General features: G+C 58.8%; 15 protein-coding genes. 8 read left to right on the plus strand and 7 right to left on the minus strand.

What is annotated here, in order from left to right; all coding sequences use genetic code 11:
• Positions 1–17: 17 nt before the first annotated feature.
• From OEG82_RS07405 to OEG82_RS07420, 4 genes are read left to right on the plus strand one after another with little or no spacing between them, the layout of a single operon-like run.
• Positions 18–1,181: an acyl-CoA dehydrogenase family protein gene (locus tag OEG82_RS07405; RefSeq protein ID WP_267611791.1), complete on the plus strand. Its 1,164-nt coding sequence runs from the start codon at positions 18–20 to the stop codon at positions 1,179–1,181.
• 10 nt (positions 1,182–1,191) lie between these two features.
• Entirely contained in the window at positions 1,192–2,358 is a 1,167-nt protein-coding gene (locus OEG82_RS07410) for a CaiB/BaiF CoA transferase family protein (protein ID WP_267611792.1), read from the plus strand.
• Positions 2,355–3,809 carry an MmgE/PrpD family protein gene (locus OEG82_RS07415; RefSeq protein WP_267611793.1) on the plus strand — a complete coding sequence of 485 codons (1,455 nt, stop codon included), beginning with the start codon at positions 2,355–2,357 and terminating at the stop codon, positions 3,807–3,809. The genes OEG82_RS07410 and OEG82_RS07415 overlap by 4 nt, the downstream gene beginning before the upstream one ends.
• A 36-nt stretch (positions 3,810–3,845) precedes the next feature.
• The gene (locus tag OEG82_RS07420) at positions 3,846–4,643 is read left to right on the plus strand and encodes an HTD2 family dehydratase (RefSeq protein WP_267611794.1); all 798 of its coding nucleotides are present in this window, start codon (positions 3,846–3,848) and stop codon (positions 4,641–4,643) included.
• Between the two features lie 18 nt (positions 4,644–4,661).
• Here the strand turns inward: OEG82_RS07420 and OEG82_RS07425 are convergent, their stop codons facing one another.
• Genes OEG82_RS07425 through OEG82_RS07440 form a run of 4 tightly spaced genes read right to left on the minus strand, consistent with a single transcriptional unit; the run spans position 4,662 to position 7,675 of the window.
• Positions 4,662–5,492: a sulfite exporter TauE/SafE family protein gene (locus OEG82_RS07425; protein ID WP_267611795.1), complete on the minus strand. Its 831-nt coding sequence runs from the start codon at positions 5,490–5,492 to the stop codon at positions 4,662–4,664.
• A gap of 1 nt (position 5,493) precedes the next feature.
• Positions 5,494–6,360 carry an NAD(P)-dependent oxidoreductase gene (locus OEG82_RS07430; protein WP_267611796.1) on the minus strand — a complete coding sequence of 289 codons (867 nt, stop codon included), beginning with the start codon at positions 6,358–6,360 and terminating at the stop codon, positions 5,494–5,496.
• Positions 6,357–6,974: an RraA family protein gene (locus OEG82_RS07435; protein ID WP_267611797.1), complete on the minus strand. Its 618-nt coding sequence runs from the start codon at positions 6,972–6,974 to the stop codon at positions 6,357–6,359. Before OEG82_RS07435 ends, OEG82_RS07430 begins: the two co-directional genes overlap by 4 nt.
• On the minus strand, positions 6,971–7,675 hold the full coding sequence (locus tag OEG82_RS07440) for a fumarylacetoacetate hydrolase family protein (RefSeq protein ID WP_425497633.1): 705 nt from the start codon (positions 7,673–7,675) through the stop codon (positions 6,971–6,973). Before OEG82_RS07440 ends, OEG82_RS07435 begins: the two co-directional genes overlap by 4 nt.
• A gap of 225 nt (positions 7,676–7,900) precedes the next feature.
• Between OEG82_RS07440 and OEG82_RS07445 the strand changes: the two genes are divergently transcribed.
• The 4 genes from OEG82_RS07445 to OEG82_RS07460 are packed head-to-tail and all read left to right on the plus strand — an operon-like array spanning position 7,901 to position 11,319.
• Positions 7,901–8,935, plus strand: a complete 1,035-nt coding sequence (locus tag OEG82_RS07445; protein ID WP_267611799.1) for an ABC transporter substrate-binding protein — start codon at positions 7,901–7,903, stop codon at positions 8,933–8,935.
• Between the two features lie 59 nt (positions 8,936–8,994).
• Positions 8,995–9,753, plus strand: a complete 759-nt coding sequence (locus tag OEG82_RS07450; RefSeq protein ID WP_267611800.1) for an ABC transporter ATP-binding protein — start codon at positions 8,995–8,997, stop codon at positions 9,751–9,753.
• On the plus strand, positions 9,750–10,598 hold the full coding sequence (locus tag OEG82_RS07455; protein ID WP_267611801.1) for an ABC transporter permease: 849 nt from the start codon (positions 9,750–9,752) through the stop codon (positions 10,596–10,598). Before OEG82_RS07450 ends, OEG82_RS07455 begins: the two co-directional genes overlap by 4 nt.
• Before the next feature lies 1 nt (position 10,599).
• On the plus strand, positions 10,600–11,319 hold the full coding sequence (locus tag OEG82_RS07460) for a GntR family transcriptional regulator (protein ID WP_267611802.1): 720 nt from the start codon (positions 10,600–10,602) through the stop codon (positions 11,317–11,319).
• A gap of 256 nt (positions 11,320–11,575) precedes the next feature.
• Here the strand turns inward: OEG82_RS07460 and OEG82_RS07465 are convergent, their stop codons facing one another.
• The 3 genes from OEG82_RS07465 to OEG82_RS07475 form a co-directional block, all read right to left on the minus strand.
• Positions 11,576–12,763, minus strand: coding sequence for a hypothetical protein (locus OEG82_RS07465; RefSeq protein WP_267611803.1), 1,188 nt, complete (start codon positions 12,761–12,763; stop codon positions 11,576–11,578).
• 1,039 nt (positions 12,764–13,802) lie between these two features.
• Positions 13,803–14,318, minus strand: coding sequence for a hypothetical protein (locus tag OEG82_RS07470; protein WP_267611804.1), 516 nt, complete (start codon positions 14,316–14,318; stop codon positions 13,803–13,805).
• The gene (locus tag OEG82_RS07475; RefSeq protein ID WP_267611805.1) at positions 14,311–15,237 is read right to left on the minus strand and encodes an endonuclease/exonuclease/phosphatase family protein; all 927 of its coding nucleotides are present in this window, start codon (positions 15,235–15,237) and stop codon (positions 14,311–14,313) included. Before OEG82_RS07475 ends, OEG82_RS07470 begins: the two co-directional genes overlap by 8 nt.
• Positions 15,238–15,935: the final 698 nt, after the last annotated feature.

Here is a 15,935-nt window from a genome sequence, read left to right on the forward strand (position 1 = left end):
ACACACGGATGAACCTCATGGACCCGACAAGCGCTGAAGAGATCACCGAAATCCGCCGCTCCGTTGCCGCGCTATGTGAGCGTTTCGGCAATGATTACTGGCGCGAACTTGACCGCGAGCGCAAATATCCCTCCGCGTTCGTCAACGCGATGACGGAAGCGGGCTTTCTCGGCGTGCTGGTGCCCGAACAATATGGCGGCGTGGGCCAGGGCCTGGTGGTGGCGGCCAATATTCTCGAAGAGGTGCATGCCTGCGGCGCCAATGCGGCTGCCCTCCATGCCCAGATGTACACGATGGGCACATTGCTCAGACATGGCAGCGAAGCGCAGAAGCAGATGTGGCTGCCGAAGATCGCAACGGGAGGGGCCCGGCTTCAGGCCTTTGGCGTCACAGAACCGGCTGCCGGCACCGACACCACCTCGATCCGGACGACGGCCGAGCGTCGCGGTGACACCTATGTGGTCAACGGGCAGAAGGTATGGACCTCACGGGCGGAGCATTCTGATCTGATGATCCTGCTTGCCCGCACAACCCGCAAGGAAGATGTGGTCCGGCGCAGCGAGGGCCTGTCGGTGTTTCTTGTCGACATGAAGCGGGCCCGTGGCAACGGCATGACGATCAAGCCGATCCGCGCCATGATCAACCATTCCACCACGGAAGTGTTTTTCGACAATCTGGAAATCCCGGCCGATTGCCTGATCGGCGAAGAGGGCAAGGGCTTCCGCTACGTGCTCGACGGCATGAACGCCGAACGCATCCTGATTGCCGCCGAGTGCATCGGCGATGCCACCTGGTTCACCCGCAAGTCCTCTGCCTACGCCAATGAACGCGTCGTGTTCGGCCGTCCGATCGGCAAGAACCAGGGCGTCCAGTTTCCCATTGCCCGGGCCTATGCGGAAGCTGCTGCGGCGCGCCTGATGGTGTATCAGGCGGCAGGTCTGTTTGATGCGGGGGAGGCCTGCGCAGCCGAGGCAAACATGGCCAAGCTGCTTGCATCGGAAGCGTCCTGGAAGGCTGCGGACACCTGCCTGCAAACCCATGGCGGCTTCGGCTTTGCCGAGGAATATGATGTCGAGCGCAAGTTCCGCGAAACACGGCTTTACCAGGTGGCGCCGATCTCGACCAACCTGATCCTGTCCTACATCAGTGAGCATGTGCTTGGCATGCCACGGTCCTATTGAGGGGAAAGCCATGACCGGGCAAGCTTTCAAGGATCTGCTCGTCATCAGCATCGAGCACGCCGTAGCTGCACCCTATTGCAGCTGCAAGTTCGCCGATGCCGGCGCCCGCGTGATCAAGATCGAGCGTCCGGAAGGGGATTTTGCCCGCAACTATGACAAGCTGGCTGGTGGCCAATCCTCCTATTTCGTCTGGCTCAACCGGGGCAAGGAATCGATCTCGCTCGCAATCAAGCAGCCTGAGGACATGGCGTTGCTGCGCTCCATGCTGGCGCGCGCCGATGTCCTGATTCAGAACCTGTCCCACGGCGCCATGGCGCGACTTGGGCTGGACGCGGAAACTCTCAGGGCCGAACATCCGCGCCTGATACAGTGCAATATCAGCGGTTTCGGTGAAGCCGGACCCTACAAGGACAGGAAGGCCTATGATCTGCTGGTTCAGGCAGAGGCAGGGCTTGCCTCCATCACCGGTACCGCCGAGGCGCCGGCGCGGGTTGGCGTCTCGGTCTGCGACATCGCCACCGGCATGTATGCCTATGCCGCGATCCTCGAGGCGCTGGCCGAGCGCGGCGTGACCGGTGAGGGGGCCATTGTGGACGTCTCCATGTTCGATGCCATCGCCGACTGGATGACGGTGCCGCTTCTGCAGGCACGCGGCAGTGGCGAAAATCCGCCCCGTCTCGGCCTCCATCACGCATCCATTGCGCCCTATGGCGCCTATCGCTGCGGCGATGGTCAGGACGTTCTGTTCGCCATCCAGAACGAGCGCGAATGGCTGGATTTCTGCATTCAGGTCCTTGGCAAGCCGGAGGTCGCGACTGACGCCCGTTTTTCAAGCCCGTCGGCGCGCACGGCCAATCGCAACGAACTTGACGCCATCATTCTTGACGTTTTTGCCCTGTCGGCAGCTTCCGGGATCCTGGACACGCTCAATAAGGCCCGCATCGCCAATGGTCTGGTCAACACCGTCAAGGATGTTCAGATGCATCCGCAATTGCGGCAGGTGGCGGTGAAGACCGGAGACGGCATCGTCGAGATGCCCGCCGCACCCGCAATCCGGCGTGGGGAGACGCGATCCTATGGCGCAGTGCCGACACTCAATGGCGATGGCGACAGCATCCGCCGGGAATTTGCCGTGCAAAACGGCAATCGAAATCAGGAAAAAGGCCGACTGACATGACCCAGGACACAACCGCGCCTGCAGCCGATCCGTGGGCCTCGCTCACTGGATTGACCGCTGCGGCGAGCCACTTTGTTGCCAATCATCGCTTCGAAGACCTCAACGGGGAGACCCTGCGTCTTGCCCGGCGCTGCATTCTCGATGGTCTGGCGGTGGCGCTGGCCGGCACCGAGCAGGCCGGCATGAAGCCGATCAGCGATTACATAACAAGCCTCGGCGGGGCGCCGCAGTCGCGCTTGATCGGCAAGGCGTCCACCCGACTGCCTGCCCATCTGGCAGCCCTTTGGGGCGGCACCGCAGGTCACGCCATGGACTGGGACGACACCCAGCTCGCGCAGGGTCCGGGGCGGCCCTACGGCCTGCTGATGCATCCGACCATGCCGCCGCTGGTGGCAGCCCTTACCCTGTCCGACCTGGTTGCGCAGGAAACGGGCGCACCGGTCGATGGCCGGAAATTCATCGCCAGTTTCACCGCCGGTTTCGAAGTCGGGTGCAAGATCGCGGAAGCGATCAACCCCGACCACTATATGCGCGGCTTCCATACCTCCGGCACCATTGGCACCTTTGCCGCAGCCGCCGCGGCCGCCCATATGCTGGAACTTGACGAGGAGGCGACGGCCCGCGCATTGGGACTGGCGGCCTCCATGGCCTCGGGCATCCGTGCCGGTTTCGGCACGATGACCAAGCCGATGCATGTCGGCCGTGCCGCCGAGAACGGCGCGACTGCCGCCGTGCTGGCGCGGTTGGGCATGTCGGCCAATTCCGAAGCGCTTGACGGCCGCTGGGGCTATCTGGCAATTGCCGGGCCGGGCGGAGATCCCGCATTGGTGCGCGACCGGTTCGGAGCGCCACACACCATGGAAAGCCCCGGCGTCAGCATCAAGCCGTACCCGTCAGGCGTGCTCACGCACCCGAGCATGGACGCTATGCTGTTCCTGATGCAGGACAATGATCTCAAGGCCGCCGACATCAAGGCGGTGACGCTGAAAGCCGGCAGCAATGTTCTGGGGCCGATCCGGTTTCGGATTGCCCGTACCGAACTGGAAGGAAAATTCTCCTTTGCGTTCCTGCTGTCGGCCATCATTCTCGAAGGGCGCGCGGGCAAGGCCGAGTTTTCGGATGCGTTCGTGCTGTCGGACGCCTGTCAGGACATGCAGAACCGGGTGGAAACTGTCTTCGACCAGTCGATCGAGGACATGGGGTGGGACAGGATCCGCTCCCGGATCGAAGTCGTCACCCATGATGGCCGGACCTTCGAGCGCTGGGCCGACGAGGCCTATCGCGGCAGCCCGCACAATCCCCTCTCAGATGCGGAAATCGAGGCGAAATTCCTCGACTGCGCCGCCGGCCTGCTTTCGGTGGATCGCTCACATCAGGTCTTTGCGATGATCTGGAACCTCGAGGAAGCGCCGGACACCGGACGCCTTTTCGATCTGCTGGATTGGGGATAGGTGATGAGTATTGGCAAGCCTGACGCAGTCGAGATCATGGAAGATCGCGCGGACCTTCAAAGGGCGCAATTGCTCCAATCGATCTTGCCATCGCCTCGTTCGTTTGGGGGCGTGACCGAGCTTCCGTTGCTGAGCCACTGGTGCCAATTTCACCAGACCTCGGGCCTGGCGGATACCGGTCGTGACGGTCATCCGAAAGTGGGCAATTTTCTGCCCGATACCGGTCTGCCGCGCCGGATGTGGGCCGGAAGCCGGATTGAGTTTCTTGCGCCGATTCACGCTGGGGCTGCACTCAAGAAAGTGTGTTCCGTCAAAGCGATCACACCCAAGGAAGGGGCCAGCGGCAAGCTGTGCTTCGTGACCGTTTCCCACGATATTTCTGCGGATGGTGAAACCGTCATCCGTGAGGAGCAGGACCTGGTCTACCGCGCCGAACCCGGCGATGAGACCGCATATCCGCCAAGGCGCGTGGACCCGCCGCAAGGCGCTCAATTCGAAGATGTGATCAGTTCCGATCCGGTTATGCTGTTCCGCTTCTCGGCGCTGACATTCAACAGCCACCGCATTCACTATGACCGCGAATATGCGGTGGAGGTGGAGAGGCACGAGGGCCTGGTTGTCCACGGCCCGCTGATCGCAACCCTGCTTTTTGATCTGCTTGGCCGCAACACCGGTTGGAACCGGTTGCGCCATTTCGCCTTCCGGGCGGTCAGTCCTCTGTATGATATCAGACCGTTCGAGATATCGGGAAAACTGGACGGCGGCAAAGCCACGCTTTGGGCCCACACCAGGGCGGGCGGACTTGCCATGAAGGCGGAAGCCGAATTCGCCTGACCGGGGCTATCGATTCCTTCACGTGAGCAGAGCAAAGACAAAGCGCGCCGCAACCAGCAGCAGGAAACTGCCGAAGGCGATCTCCAGCGACCGGCGCGACAGGCGGTGCGCCAGCGCCACCCCGAAACGGGTGGTCAGGAGCGACATCGGAATTGTCAGCGCAAAGGCGGCAAGGGAAACAAATCCCAACGCATCGGGCGGCAGGTCATCGCGTCCAAGACCGGCCAGGACGTAGCCGATCGCGCCGGGAATGGCGATCAGGACGCCGACACCCGCCGAGGTCGACACCGCCCGGTGGATCGGCACGCCGTGAAGCGTGAGGAACAGGTTGGAGATCGCGCCGCCGCCGATCCCCATGATTGCCGAAACAAGGCCGATGATCATTCCGCTGAAGCGCATCGCCAGGCGGCCGGGCAAGGTCTCTTTCAACCGCCAGCCCTTTCCGCCTGTCAGGAGTTTGGTGGCCGTGATCATGGCCACCACGACGAAGACCGCCTGAAACAGGAACGGCGGGGCGTAGCGCGCAATGACCGCACCCAGTATCACGCCGAGCAGAATGGGAACCGCCCAGGCGCGCAGGATGTCCAGATCAAGCGTTCCTTTTCGGTGATGTCCACGGGCCGAACTGATTGACGTCGGGATGATGACGGCCAGCGATGTTCCGACCGCAATCGGCATTGCCAGGTCGGGCGGGTAACCCAATATGCCGAAAATCTCGTAGAAGACCGGGACCGAAATCGCCCCGCCGCCGACTCCAAACAGGCCGGCGAGGAAGCCGATGGCCGCCCCGGCTGCGGCCAGAGCCGCAATCAGCGTGAGAAGCGTGGCGGGATCGCTGAGCGCACTCACCTCAAGCGCCTGTCAGGTGGCGCGTCAGGCTCGCGCCGTCGAACCTTCCAAGGCCTGCCGCAAGCGCTTCCGAGTAGCTCTTTCTGGATTCTTCCGACAACGGCATCGGTCGGCCGGTGAGCGCAGCCTGCCGGAGCGCAAGCTCGAGGTCCTTTGCAAGCCCGGCAATGTCGAATGTGCCCGGCTGGTCCGTCCCATCCAGAGTGTCGACAACGACCTGCGCGCGGTTCTTCAGCACCGTGGGCCCGGCCGAGCTGTCGGCGATCAGCGAGATGGCCGTGCCGGCGGAGATGCCGGAGCCCTCCAACAGGGTCAAGGCTTCCGCGAGCGTGTTCCAGTATATGGCGAGTGGCAGGTTCACCGCGAGCTTCATCTGGGCGCCGGTACCGGCGGGACCAAGATGCTCCACGCGCCGGCAGAGTGTCTCCAGCACCGGTTTTGCCCGCGCAAAGGCTGCGTCCGTCCCGCCCGCCATGCCCAGCAACTGCCCCTTGAGCGCGGGGCCGACGGTTCCACCCACGGGACAGTCGACGAAATCCGCACCGGCTGCCGTGACCTGTTCGGCAATGGCCCGGGTTTCGTCCGGCAGCAGGGTCGAGAGGTCGACAACGAGCTTGCCGGAAATGCCGGCATGGATCAGTTCGGAGGTTGCCGCTTCCACTGCCGCAGCGTCGGTGAGCGATATGAGGATCGTGCCGGCCGCAGTCACTGTGGCAAGATCGGGTGCGACCTCCGCGCCGGCCTCTGCCGCAGCCGATGTCCGTGACGGGGTCCTGTTCCAGACCGTGACGTCGTAACCGGATTCGATCAGGCGCTTGGCATAGGCACTACCCATTCGGCCCGTGCCGACAATTGCGATAGTTGTCATTTCGGCTCTCCCTTGTCCAATCCCAGGATCTGAAGTGTTGTCTCGCCAGCGCGCAGCCGCTCCATCATCCGGTTTTCCTTTTCCGCGCGCGCCTCTGCGGCGGCGAGAGCGGCGTCAACGGACGCGCATGGTACCACGATGACCGCGTCGGCATCGGCGATGATCATGTCACCCGCAGCGATCCGCGCGCCGCCGATGTCCAGGGTCACGCCGATCTCGCCCCGGCTGCTTTTTCCGGTGCCGCGAATGTCGATGCCGCGCGAGAAGACCGGAAATCCCAGCGTGGCGATCTGAGCGGTGTCTCGCACAGCGCCATTGATGACAAGCCCGGCGATTCCGCGGAGCTTGCAGGCAAGCGCCATGATTTCTCCGAACGGCCCGCTGTCGATAATGCCGCCGCAATCCGCCACGATCACATCGCCGGGCGACGCCGCGGCGATGGCATGGTGAAGCGCCAGATTGTCGCCAGGCGGAAAGCGCACCGTGTGTGCAGGTCCGGCGACCCGCATACCCGGTGAAATCGGCCGCAGCTGCGCGGGCACAAGCCGGGCCTCGGCCGAGGCCTCTCCAACGGTCGCCGTGCCCAGCGCTTCAAACCGCGCGGCGGTGGTCACGCAGCCGGGCCCCCGATGCGCACCTGCATGGGCTCGAGCCCGTCAACCGAGCAGTCGAGCACATCACCGGTGACGACTGCGCCGACGCCGGCCGGGGTCCCCGTCATGATGATGTCGCCTGCGGTCAGCTTGTGCTGCTCGGAAAGCTTGGCAATGATCTCGTCGATTTTCCAGATCAGCAGCGAGATGTCGGCGTCCTGACGGACCTCGCCGTTCACCTCGAGCCGCACATGCCCGTTGCTCATCACCCCGGTCTCCTCGACCCGGCTGATCGGACCGACCGGCGCGGAGTGATCGAAGCCCTTTGTCACCTCCCACGGCAGTCCCTTTGCCAGCGCCGCTGCCTGATGATCGCGGCGGGTCATGTCGAGGCCGACCGCGTAACCGAAGATGTGTTTGGATGCTTCGGACTGGGGAATGTTGTAGCCGCCGGATTTGAGCGCGACCACGAGTTCGCACTCATAGTGGAAATTGTTCGTGAACACCGGATAGGGGATTTCACCGCCATTGGGCACCAATGCGTCCGCCGGCTTCATGAAGATCACCGGGGGGTCGCGCTCGTCCTGGTTCATTTCCTTGATGTGGGCGACGTAGTTCTTGCCAATGCAATAGATGCGCCGGACCGGGAACTTGTCGTCAGACCCGGCAACGTCGAGATGCGCCTGCTTCGGCGGCGAGATGGCATAGGTAACCATGGATATTGTCCTCAAGGGTTTGACAGAAAATCGAGCGGGGATCGCCAGCTTGGGATTTCGGTCTGGACAGGATTTCCCGGATTCACCGCCAAATCAAGATACAAAATTAAAATTTCTCGGGTATTATATATTTTCTGGTGTTTTGAGTAGAGTCATGTAGTTTTGAATACGGACCGTTGGCGTTCAGGTACTCCAGCGGAAACCGCCAAGAACGATAGGGAGGACTACCAAATGACCATTCGTGCCAACATGTCCCGCCGTGGCTTCGGCAAGCTGACGCTCGGCGGCATCGCTGCCGCAAGTGTTATCGGCATGCCGTCAATCGTGCGCGCTCAGACCGCGATCACATTCGCGGTTCCCAATCCTTCAGCGCTGACCTGGATGCCTTACTGGGTGGCCGTCGGCGAAGGATATTTTGCAGACGAGGGGCTCACGCCCACGCTCGAGGCCATTGATGGCTCATCCGCCGTTCTTCAGGCGATGGCAGCCGGACAGGCACAGATCGGCGCCCCCGGGCCTGGACCCACCCTTGGCGCCCGCGCCCGCGGCGTCGATGTGAAATTCCTCTTCAACCTCTATCCGAAGTCGGTCTTCGGCCTGCTCGTCAAGGCCGACAGCAGCTACCAGACGCCAACCGACCTGAAAGGCACGGTCGTCGGCGTCGGTACTGCCGATGGTGCCGAGGTCTCCTTCACCAGCGCGATCATGTCCGATTTCGGCATGACAGCCGGAACCGACTTCACCTATTTGCCGGTCGGCGATGGCGGCACGGCCGCCGTCGCGTTCATGCGCGACGAGGTCAATTCCTATGCCGGCGCGGTCTCCGATGCGGCGATCCTGGCAGCGCGCGGTCTCGACCTCAGGGAAATTACCCCCGAACAGTATCTCGGCTTTTTCGGCAACGGCATCGCGATGCTTGAAAGCCAGATGTCGGCCACGCCGGATCTTGCGCCGAAATTCGGCCGCGCGCTCGTTCGCGGCATAAGGTTTGCTTCCGATCCTGCCAACAAGGAAGCGGCCCTGAAACATTGCGCCGACGGCAATCCCCAGGAAGGCGAGCAGGATTATGCGGCTGCGCTGTATGACGGCGTCGTCGTCCGCATGACCCCGACCGATGCCTTCATGGACCAGGGATATGGCTATCAGCCGCCCGAACACTGGCAGGCGATCCACGATTCCGCCGTTGCCTCCGGCGCGCTGTCGGAACCACTGGCTGATCTCTCGGCGGTCTACACCAATGAGTTCGTAGCGGACTGGAACGCCTGAACTCGATGGTGGAGCACTTTAACTCAAACCCTGAACCGGTCGCACGCACAGTGCGGCCGGTGTATCAGATCGAGCGTCTGTCCAAGACCTATGCCCGCAACAGTCTCGTCGCGCTCACCGACGTCAATCTGACGATCCACAGCGGCGAATTCGTCTCGGTGATCGGCTCTTCGGGGTGCGGAAAATCGACGCTGCTGAAGATCATGGCCGGCCTGCTGCCGCCCACGACCGGCCGCGTGGTTCTTGAGGGCCAGCCCGTGGTCGGCCCGCGGCGCGATATCGGCATGATGTTCCAGCAGGCGACGCTTCTGCCCTGGAAGACGACGATCGAGAATATCCTCATGCCGATCGAGATCCGGGACGGGCGGACCGCCGCCCGCCAGGCACGTGACAAGGCCATGGACCTGCTCGAACTGGTTGGCCTTGGCGAATTCGCCAATGTCTATCCGGGAGAGCTTTCGGGAGGCATGGCGCAGCGGGCTTCGATCTGCCGGATGCTGGTCAGTGACCCGGCAATGCTGCTGCTCGACGAGCCCTTCTCAGCGCTCGACGAACTGACCCGCGATTTCATGAACATGGAGCTGCAGCGCATCTGCACGGAACGCGGCGCCACGGCGTTTCTGGTCACCCACTCGATTGCCGAGGCGGTGATTCTTTCCGACCGTATCCTTGTCATGAAGGCGCGACCGGGGCATATCGTCGAAGATGTCCGAATCGATTTGCCGCGTCCGCGCACTCTGGAGTTGATCAACACGCCGCGTTTCGGAGAGATTGTCGCGCATATCCGGGACCTGTTGGGAAGAGAGGCCTTCGTATGACTGATATCTCGCAGGACCGCAGTGACGATACCGTCTGGGTCGAGCACGTCGCCTTTATCGACATCATTCCGCGCTGGATGGCGATGACATTCCTTTTTGTCGCCGTTGTCGGCCTCTGGGATCTGGTCACCCGCATGGGATGGGTATCCCCCATCATTCTGCCCACACCCGCCGAGACCCTGGACGACCTGATCTTCGTCGGCCGCAACCTGATCACCGGCGAATATATGCTTGAAGCCCTGTGGACCACGACGCTCACCGTTTTCTACGGCTTCGTCATCGCCGTCGGGATCGGGTTTTCGCTTGGCGTGCTGGTGGGGGAAACCAAGTTCGGCGAGCGCGCGGTCATGCCCTATCTCGTTGCCATCGACACGATGCCGAAGGTTGCCTTTGCGCCGCTCTTCATCGCCTGGCTCGGCTTCGGCATCGGCTCCAAGGTGGCGCTCGCTGCCTTCATCGCAACATTTCCCGTGGTCGTTTCCACCGCCGCCGGGCTTTACGCCGCGTCTGAAAACGAGCGCATGCTGTTCAAGTCGATTGGCGCCACGCGCATGCAGACGCTTCTTCGCCTCAAGCTGCCGACGGGTCTGCCCTATATCTTCACGGGCCTGAAGATTGCGGCCGTCGGTGTCATGGCCGGAGCGATTACGGGTGAGTTCCTCGGAGGCGGAAGAGGCTTTGGTGCCTTGATCCGGCAGTCGGCCAGTCAACTTGATACGCCCCGGGTCTTCGCGTTGATCCTCTATCTCAGCATTCTGGGTCTGGCACTCTATTTCACGGTCGTGTGGATGCAGCGCCGCTTCGTGTTCTGGAACAAGTCCGAACTGCCCGGCGGAGTTGCCTGATATGGTCAGCGCCCAGGCCGCAGAGCCGGAAGGCAGGAGCCTTTCCGAACAGGCCTATTTCTGGATTCGCCGCGACATCCTGCTGGGAGAGCTGTTTCCTGGCGACAAGCTGCAGATCGAGGCGATTTCGGAACGCTACAAGATCGGCGCCGTCCCGGTGCGTGAGGCCTTGAACCGTCTTTCCTCGGAAGGCCTTGTCGAGCGCAAGAGCCATCGCGGGTTCTACGCCGCATCGATCTCGATTGCCGACCTTGAAGAACTGGTGAAGACCCGGATCTGGCTAGAGACGCTGGCTTTGCGGGAGTCGATGGGCAATGGCGACGAAACCTGGGAGGAGGAGCTCGTGGTGAGCTGTCACCGTCTCACGCGCATACAGAGACGTTTGCCGGAAGACGCACAGCTGGAAATCTACGAGCAGTGGGAGGAACGGCACAAGGAATTCCACATGCTGCTCCTCGACCGCTGCGGCTCGGCATGGCTGCTCGGATTTTGTTCGACCCTGATGGATCAGGCCGTGCGATACCGAAACCTCTCCATGAACACCAATCCGAGCAAGCAGCGGCGCGAAGGCGCAGCCGCCGAACACCAGGCAATCCTCGATGCCGTTCTTGATCAGGACGACGAACTGGCATGTGCACGCCTGGCAGAGCACTATCGCATCACGCTCGAAGGCCTCAAGGCCGTGATCCTTCCCGAAGACGAGACGGATCAGCCGGGCTGATGCCGGCAGGGGCTAGGGATAGTCCGAGCCATCCTCACGATAAGACGGCCGCCGCGTGGCAATTCAGCGGTCGGTAATAAATGTCGTGTCCGTCTGGACATTGGAAAAGTGTTGTCTGTGAGCACAGCGCTTGCCGGATCACGTGTGGCCGTGGATGCCGTGGCCAGCATGAATCTGTCATCCCTGCGCAAGTTCTGTCAGCTGTGCATCATACGAAAAAGGCCGGACGGTTTCCCGCCCGGCCTGATTGCTGCCGCTACTGGCTGATGCCGATGTTGTTGTTGGCGCCATTCTGCTGGGTGAAGGAGTAGTTGTCGCCTCCATCCTGCATGACGGCAACCTGATTGTCGTCGCCGGTGACTGTTCCGTTGATTTCGTTGCCATTCCCGGTCTGGACGAAGGCGAACAGGTTGCTGTTGCCGATCACGTTGTAGCTCAACTGGTTGTCGTCGCCGAGCTGGGTGACCGTTGCCTGGACCAGGCCCAGGTCTCCGGCTGGCCCTGCGCCGAACCCTGTGCTGCCGTTCAGATCACCCAGGAAAGTGAGCGTGGCCGTGTTGCCAACCGAACCACCGGCCTGATTGTCCTGTGAGACCGACTGAACGATATTGCCAAAGCCTTGCTGGCTGACAGTCGCCGCATTTTCTGTTCCGAACTGCGTGACAATCCGGATTCTGTTCGCATGCCCATGCTGATCAAGATCGGCACTGTTGGCTGTGCCGTCCTGCTTGACATTGTAGACGTGGTTACCGTCCAGGCCGAGCGGGTTGGGATGCCCACCGCCGGTTTGATGGATGTCCACCAGGTTCTTCAGGCTCGCCGCGGTGCCGGGGCCGGTATTGATCTGCTCGATGAAACCGACAAAATGGCGTGGTCCGCTGACCGCCGTCAACGCGGATGGCGCCTGGACGACAATCAGCTCATTGGTCGTTTCTGTGGCCGCCAGGTCCCCGGTCTGTCGGACTGCACCGATTGCGTTTTCCGAATAGGTATCAGCGGCATTGCTCTGTTCAATGGTCAGAATGTTTCTGCTGCCGGTCTGCTGAACGCCGACACCGCCATAGGCAACATTTCCGCTGCGGCCGAGGTAGCGGCTTCCATTGTCCATGCCGACTTCGTTGTTCTTGCCGTCCTGTTCGATGTCGATGCGGTTGTCATGGCCGTATTGGCGCAGGGTCCACTGGTGATCCGCATGATTTTTGAAGCCCGCCTTGTTGCCCGTGCCATCCTGGTCGACAATCGCGATGTTGTTGTCTCCATCGTTGCCGACCTGGCCCTGGAGGATGCGGGTCTGGTTGCCCGAGCCGTCTGCGGCCTGTGTTACATCCGCAGAGTTGGCGTCTCCACGCTGGATGACGCTCGCCCAGTTCTGGTCTGCAAATGCAGCCCCCGGCATCATGAGGCCGAGTGCTGTTGCCGTAGCGAGTGCGATCTTGAGTTTCATGTGACTTCCTCCCAGAAATGTCGGCGGTACGACCGCCTCATAATGTATTGCCCGCCCTTGCGGAATGAACATGGGAGAAGACCGTAGGCACAGCACCCGACCGGATGATTGCGCAACCAAAACGGGAAAAGCCGACGCGGTCTGTATCCCCCCTGCAGATCCACCATGATCTATTTTCCGCTAACAGACAACGTGAATAGTCCGTTAAAGTTAAGATGGATCATGTGTTTGCGGATGTATATGAGGCAGAATACACACTTATGCCTGTGTGCAGTTGCCGAAAGCAGCAGCAAACAGCGGCTGTTTTTAATTAAATTTATAGGTGTATTCCGGCAAAACGAAGCGAAATGAACATGAGCACTCTCGAATGTCTGTGGCGCTGTCCATGGGAGCGGAATCTGCAAGCCGGAGCGGAGAGAAGGCTGAAAAAACCAGTGCTCTTGTGTGGCTGAATGTGCCGCGAAAGTCTGATGGCGCGATTGTCAGTGCGGATCGTCGGCGTCCTGATTCTATGCCTTTCATCGCAAGATGGCCTTGTTAAAGCCACAACAATCATCGGTTTCGGATCTCGTAGTAGTGTGTATTGATGCGGTGTGTCTGACCTCTGTGTCCGTCGCATCCACCGCCGGTCAAAGCGAAAACGACACCGGAAAAACCCCTCAACCCTGGTCGAACAGCACATACAGCGCTGCGTCGCACGATATTTCCAGGCTGCAGGGCACAAACTATGAGAGGCAGAAATCTGTAATGCGGGGCGACCCGAAACATTCGAGGCTGTTCAAAGCTTGAAGAGGGAGATTGGCTGGGGAACCTGGATTCCGACATTTGGACCAAAAAAACTTTGAAGTTCAACGAGTTAAAGATTCTCGCGAACTAGAATGTGGGGGTGTTTCGTGGGGGTGTCAACATCTAGGAATTCCACCCAAAAAATCTGACATAGGCCATCTTCCAAAACGTCCGAATAGGCCATTAGCTTGTCGCCAAACACTCGTCTCCTACGAGGAAGCCTCGGTCCGCATGTTCATTCAGCCCTCTGATTCTATGCATTCCCGTCCGAGGGCTTCTTGGTCTCATCGTTAAAAGCTTCAGCTTTCAGTTTAATACTCGATATGATGCGGCCTGTTTCTGATGAAGCCAATAGTTCGCCCAAGACCAGTTCGAGTGACTCTCGGTCGAATGCATTATGCTTCGTACCGCCAAACCGAAGGGTGCAAGGATATCCAGCATCGCTCTGAGACCAATAAGCAAGCGATTCCGCATCATGCTTCCTGTCGTTAAGCTTATCGTAAGCGACGAGTTTGTCATCGAGGGAAGTTTGGCTTTCCGCATCTTTATTGTTAACAGGCGCAGAAAAAATTGAACCTATTTTTACTAGAGAAGACAAAGTATTGGTGTAGAGGCTCTCGCGTTTTACATATATACTAACCTTGCCATCCGTGTATTCTTCAATAACTTTAGCAATTTCACGCAATATGTGATTAATTTCCTTTTTGGCCGCTGATGCTTTTTCGTGGGCATCGAAGCCTTTTTCCAATTGTGCCTTGAAATCAACCATCTGTAGGCTCCTTATTCAATTCGGCCAATATTGGTAAGTGATCGAGTTTCGACTTCGTGCTCTCAATCGCTTGCACCAAGCGCTCATACCGAAGAACACCTGTTTCTGTTTCATTTAAATGCCATTTGCTTCTGCCAACGAATGCAGCGCAGAATAGCATCTGGTCCAACACGCGCCACCTATGAAGATTGTCGCTTCGATAAAAATAGGTCCCTGTTGGCTCAGTTTGGTCAAATGCCCTAGTGTATCCTTTGGTGCATGCGATCCGCTTCCAAAATGGATTGTACAGTAACTGCGGATGAGTGTTTACAAATGCGGCATCCCGACAACCCCTAAGATAGGTCGTCATTGATTCATTGAATGGCTCGTCGTTGAAATCTCCCAGTACAATAATGTACTGTGTTCCACGTTCAAGGGCGCTATCGACATACCTTCTTAAGGCAGTCGCATAATGACCTCTACTTGAAGAGTCCTCAGGCTTGCGAAGACGACTTGGCCAATGCGATACAAGAAAAGAAAAATTGAATTCATTATGAAGTAAAAAATCCATTCTGCACGATATTTTATAATTTGCTCCAGCTATCGTATCGATCAAAAATTCACTACCATGAAAATGCGATACCTCGCTATTATATATAACACCAAAATTGAATATACTTGATTTACCGCCTATTGTCATATTTTTTATAATAAAAGTTGTTCCAGAAAGCTTTTCATTTATCCAATCCATATTTTCGGAAGAAACTTCTCCAAGAAATAGAATATCACATTTAAATAAAAGTGTTATAATAACTTCAATTATGAGATCACCATCCTCTAGGGGAGGAGGCGTTCCTTTAATGGGTGGCGAAATATTGGTGTTCCACCACCCGATACGTATTTTATCTAACGATGGAAGCGTGGGTATGTTGTTTTTCATATGCCATTATCGATTGGGTCGGACTTTTAGGGATCAGCTTACGCGCTGATGATTGAGATAGTGCCATGTTTAAGTAACCTGTCTAGATTGTGTGTTTGACTATATGGGTCCCAAATTTCCGACAGGGAAGCCGAATTTCCGCATTTCCGTTAATGAAGTCCATAAGCCAATATTGTTTGTTGACCTCTTCGCAATGCCCGAAATCAATTCTTGGCGAGTCGAATATGTCACTTTTGGCGGTCCAGGCAACCGAGTTTTCAGACGGATCGATCGTATTGCTTCGTCGTGGCAGATAGAAGTTCGTCGTAACTGCCATTCTCAGCCGCAGTTTTGGGCTGGAGAACGCCACGTACAAGTACGGGAACCTTGCATCTCGGATGCGGAATTTTCTATCGGCGCTTGACCTATGCGAGGTTTGGCCAGACCATTAAAAAAGCACCGATCACAGGGCTGGAACCCTACGGTGCTTTTGGGAATGTATTCATATGATGGATGACGTCTACATTGTTGTAAAGCCCCGCCGATCTGATCGGTGAGCCCTCGGCTGGGAAATACCCCAGCCTGGACGTCGGAACATTGCACCTAATCACGTCAACAAATTTGGAAAAATTCAAGACCCCAATCGCTTCAGCTCTTTGATAAATCTTCTGATGTTCGAGTTGATGTTTTCGGGGATGACAACTGCAGCATTGCGGCCC

Source organism: Hoeflea ulvae, assembly GCF_026619435.1.
Lineage (GTDB): Bacteria > Pseudomonadota > Alphaproteobacteria > Rhizobiales > Rhizobiaceae > Hoeflea > Hoeflea ulvae.

Coding starts and splice junctions, on each gene's coding strand:
- OEG82_RS07405 (WP_267611791.1), top strand. CDS start 18: ATGGACCCGACAAGCGCTGAAGAGATCACCGAAATCCGCCGCTCCGTT.
- OEG82_RS07410 (WP_267611792.1), top strand. CDS start 1,192: ATGACCGGGCAAGCTTTCAAGGATCTGCTCGTCATCAGCATCGAGCAC.
- OEG82_RS07415 (WP_267611793.1), top strand. CDS start 2,355: ATGACCCAGGACACAACCGCGCCTGCAGCCGATCCGTGGGCCTCGCTC.
- OEG82_RS07420 (WP_267611794.1), top strand. CDS start 3,846: ATGGAAGATCGCGCGGACCTTCAAAGGGCGCAATTGCTCCAATCGATC.
- OEG82_RS07430 (WP_267611796.1), bottom strand. CDS start 6,360: ATGACAACTATCGCAATTGTCGGCACGGGCCGAATGGGTAGTGCCTAT.
- OEG82_RS07445 (WP_267611799.1), top strand. CDS start 7,901: ATGACCATTCGTGCCAACATGTCCCGCCGTGGCTTCGGCAAGCTGACG.
- OEG82_RS07455 (WP_267611801.1), top strand. CDS start 9,750: ATGACTGATATCTCGCAGGACCGCAGTGACGATACCGTCTGGGTCGAG.
- OEG82_RS07460 (WP_267611802.1), top strand. CDS start 10,600: ATGGTCAGCGCCCAGGCCGCAGAGCCGGAAGGCAGGAGCCTTTCCGAA.
- OEG82_RS07465 (WP_267611803.1), bottom strand. CDS start 12,763: ATGAAACTCAAGATCGCACTCGCTACGGCAACAGCACTCGGCCTCATG.
- OEG82_RS07470 (WP_267611804.1), bottom strand. CDS start 14,318: ATGGTTGATTTCAAGGCACAATTGGAAAAAGGCTTCGATGCCCACGAA.
- OEG82_RS07475 (WP_267611805.1), bottom strand. CDS start 15,237: ATGAAAAACAACATACCCACGCTTCCATCGTTAGATAAAATACGTATC.